The sequence below is a fragment of the Paenibacillus sp. OT2-17 genome (assembly GCF_009827695.1).
Classification (GTDB): Bacteria; Bacillota; Bacilli; order Paenibacillales; family Paenibacillaceae; genus Paenibacillus; species Paenibacillus polymyxa_B.
Map to the genome: position 1 here is coordinate 1 of NZ_WUDQ01000377.1, position 3,631 is coordinate 3,631.

The window sequence follows — 3,631 nt, forward strand, 5'->3', positions numbered from 1 at the left end:
CCTTGAGATTACGGCTTTGATCGTCACCAACCTGAATCGTGAACATTCGATACTGACAGGTCGCCAATCGTTCAGAATGTTGGTACTTCTCCGTTTCAGCTACACCCTTATAGAACAGTAACGCAGCATCATGTCGTCCCTGTGCTATTAGCACTTCTGCCATATCAAATAGTTTAGGCGAATAGAGTAGGTTGTCCATAATGGTTCCCACCACTCGACGGATCGCATCCAGCTTGTCCAATTCCGCACAACGATACAAAAATGGCTCTATTCGTCTCATATTCGTGGGGGTGTCGATGATGTAGTTCTCTATAAATAGGTCGTAAAAGTAGCCTTCTGGTAAACCCATAGCCTCGGTAATGCGATCTATCTGGTTAACAGACATAGATTTATTGCCTGACACTATGCTACTTACTATCCCCCTATTCATGCCTGCTATATGCCCAAACTCCATCATGCTCAAACCTTCTTGTTTTAGATATTGTTCCAATTCTGCTCTAATCGTGGGTGTAATTTTAATGGATAAACCACCCTCCATACAAAAATACCAATATTTATATATTATTGCATACTATTGTTGTCCATAATTTAACAGTTGTCAATAATTTTTATTGATTTGCAACACTTACATTGATCTGACTGTACAAAAGTACGGAGGGTTACTTGCTGAGATAGACTCTTTAAATTAGTTTTGTTGCTATAACGCTACGGATTTTAAAGGGAAATATTAAGTTGTAGACTGACAATACGTCATTAAGCTAACAGGCAGTTTAACTTGATTGGTGATATTATGCTACTCTAATATAAATAAGCAAATAATTGAATCAAGAGGTGCAATAATGCGATTTCATGAATTTTATATCGGACAAGTATTTAAAACCAAGTCTTTAAAATTAACTAATGAGGATATCACCAGATTTGCAAGGGAGTTTGACCGCAATATATGCATTTAGATGAAGAGAAAGCATTGCAAGGCAGATTTAATGGAATTATCGCTTCAGGAATTCAAACATTAGCTGTTTCTTTTAAGCTTTGGGTTGAAACAGGCAGTTACGGTGATGAGGTTATTGCTGGAACGGCTATGAATAATATTAAATTTATCAAACCAGTGTATCCAGGCGACGAATTGTACACTATTGTTGAAGTGATTGGAGTAAAAGAGAAGCGGAATGAAACAGGACTCGTTACTGTATTGTTGTCGACTTTCAACAACAAAGAGGAGAAAGTTTTTGAAGGGGATTTATCCGTTCTGGTTAAACAATAAAGCTTTATAAAAAATCAATTGATAATGGTTTGAAGAGGTCCATGCATTCTAGCACGGACCTCTTCTCTTTATTTTAACGTGGCTTGACTTGCGGCTTCATGTTCAGCCACACGTTGCAGTAATTCCTTCAAAGCCTTCATTTGGCGACCTTGACGTTGCCCTTCTACAACTGAATTTCGCATAGATTCTACATCCTGAGTCCGCACTTTACCACCATGATGAAAACGATTGAACGCTTGATAATCTAACGGAAGCATATCTCGTTCCATTTTAAGATGTATTTTCGCCGTCATGCGTGATCCCATCATTAAACCCATGATTTTACCGACAACACCATGCTTTGGTAGAGTAGCTATTTCACCTTGTGCTCGGCAAGCAAGTTGCCAAAGTTCTTTATTGGCTACAACGGTCGAGAAGTTAGGCCAGCCTAAAATATCGCAAGCGGCGTATACAGGAAAGCCGACACTTGAGAAAATATTGAACATCGCCGGGCTTACTGACCACAACGTGAAACTTTAGAGCGATTGTACAGTGTGATAAATTGCTTTGCTACCACTTTATTATTGGTCTCGACTTGAAACCCAACGCCGTTTGTCGGGTGTTTGTAACAGACAATGGCTTGGGCAATCTGATTTGGATCCGTTGGTTTGTGTACAGGGAAAATAGCGTTGGATTGATGACTTAGCGTACTCAGTATTCCTCTTAGCAACTGGTCTTCCGGAATTCGCATAACCTGAAGATAATGTTCACGAATGCCATTTCCAAACCCACACATAATCACGGTAGTTGCAGAATCACGTACGATATCACCCATTTGGGATAACATATCTATGCCTTCTGATGTTCGACTAGCATTTCCGTCCAATGTAATAATAATAAATTGATATTGCTGAGGTTTTATTTCTTCTAGATCTTCAATGACATTAAAATCGCTAAAATTTTTCAATGTAGCATCATCATAGCAATATAGTTTTTGTGGAGAATCGAATGTTGCTTTTCGTCCTTTTCGCACAAGAAAGGTAATATCAGTACCGGATAAGTGAAGGTGATATCCAACAGAAAACCCTACAGCTCCTGCGCCCACATGAGTATTTTGGGTTTGTTTGAGTTGGTTGTCATGTTTTATTTACTCTCCTTGTATGATTGAAATAAATTATATTTTTTAATCATTATCATCAAATGAACATGTGTTGATTTAATGTCGCGATGTAAGTATAATCTACTCATCTCTGCAATCACAATAATCAATATATGAGTTAGTGTTATGAATTCAACAGTTCAGCTTGAGTTTGTTGAAAAGATGAAAAAAGAGGGGTAACATATGGTTGGAGTCAAGAATAATAGAAGAACTAAATATACGATCGATCTCATTAAAGAGAGTTTCCTCAGTCTATTAGAAACAAAAAAATTGCCTCAAATAACGGTTACTGAAATATGTAAACAGGCAGATATCAACCGTGGCACTTTCTATCTGCACTACAAAGATCCTTATGAACTATTTGAAGTAATGCAACATGAATTTAATCGAGAAATAATGGAAACGTTACAAGAAAGAGACAGTCCCTGCGCAACAGAAGAATCAATGATCAACCTATTGAACATCATTCGAGATAAGAAAACGATGTATAAAATCTTAATTTCGGAGACAGGAAAAAATGATTTTTTATCACAAGTCTTGCTTGAAGATCATGTGCAAAGAAATGGAGAAGAACCAAACAGGAAGGAACCATATACAATGGACTATTCTTTCACTTACATGGTTCACGGTTCCATTGGAGTCATTAATCAATGGCTCGAGTTAAATGGTAAGGAAAGCCCGCAAACGATTGCCCATATCATTTCTTCCCTGGGTCATCAGAATATTTAGTTTAAATGAGTCGCTAATATAGCGGCTTTTTTTATTCCAACTAAACATTAACATATGACTTCTATTCTAAATGTAGCTCCTGCAAGTGCTGCTTCTCTTGCAGCGTCAAACCAAAGCTTTTCTCGATAAAAGCATCAATGCTGCCATATTTTTTCTGCTTTACCGTAACTAAAGTACAGGCGGCACTGTACAGTTTCAGGTTTCGACTTGACGGAGCGAATGATGCGTTTGCAATCATATAAATGAATAATTTACTAAAAACCTCTGAGATTCGCACTGTGCTATTTTAGTATAGAGGGCTTTGAGAATGCCATTTACTAATCTCAGCCCATAGCTTGTTATTCAACTGCTTTTGTATTGGATCTGTACAAACAACACGATGGAACGAGAAGCATCATACAAACCATAGAGGTATAGCTGCTTCAAGAGTGGTCTAATCTATGTAAAATTTTGGTTCAGTGTAATGAATTTCACATCTTTCCGGGTCAACCTGTTCTACC

The 3,631-nt window shown here is 37.7% G+C and carries 3 protein-coding genes and 2 pseudogenes; 2 read left to right on the forward strand and 3 right to left on the reverse strand.

Annotated features, from left to right (window positions below):
- Positions 1-520, reverse strand: a pseudogene (locus tag GRP75_RS21525) (transcriptional regulator); the annotation flags it as partial.
- A gap of 319 nt (positions 521-839) precedes the next feature.
- Between GRP75_RS21525 and GRP75_RS21530 the strand changes: the two are divergent.
- A pseudogene (locus GRP75_RS21530) lies at positions 840-1,264 on the forward strand (MaoC family dehydratase).
- 68 nt (positions 1,265-1,332) lie between these two features.
- Here the strand turns inward: GRP75_RS21530 and GRP75_RS29325 are convergent.
- Complete coding sequence (locus GRP75_RS29325; protein ID WP_202404251.1) at positions 1,333-1,749, reverse strand: hypothetical protein; 417 nt, start codon at positions 1,747-1,749, stop codon at positions 1,333-1,335.
- Positions 1,750-1,757: 8 nt separating this feature from the next.
- Positions 1,758-2,348, reverse strand: coding sequence for a ketopantoate reductase family protein (locus GRP75_RS29330; RefSeq protein ID WP_337194253.1), 591 nt, complete (start codon positions 2,346-2,348; stop codon positions 1,758-1,760).
- Positions 2,349-2,585: 237 nt separating this feature from the next.
- Here GRP75_RS29330 and GRP75_RS21540 point away from each other — a divergent pair, with 237 nt between their 5' ends.
- Positions 2,586-3,131, forward strand: a complete 546-nt coding sequence (locus GRP75_RS21540) for a TetR/AcrR family transcriptional regulator (protein ID WP_160790312.1) — start codon at positions 2,586-2,588, stop codon at positions 3,129-3,131.
- Positions 3,132-3,631: the final 500 nt, after the last annotated feature.

Bases quoted from the DNA above. Each gene is read 5' to 3' on its own strand.
- GRP75_RS29325 (WP_202404251.1), bottom strand. From the start codon at position 1,749: ATGTTCAATATTTTCTCAAGTGTCGGCTTTCCTGTATACGCCGCTTGC.
- GRP75_RS21540 (WP_160790312.1), top strand. From the start codon at position 2,586: ATGGTTGGAGTCAAGAATAATAGAAGAACTAAATATACGATCGATCTC.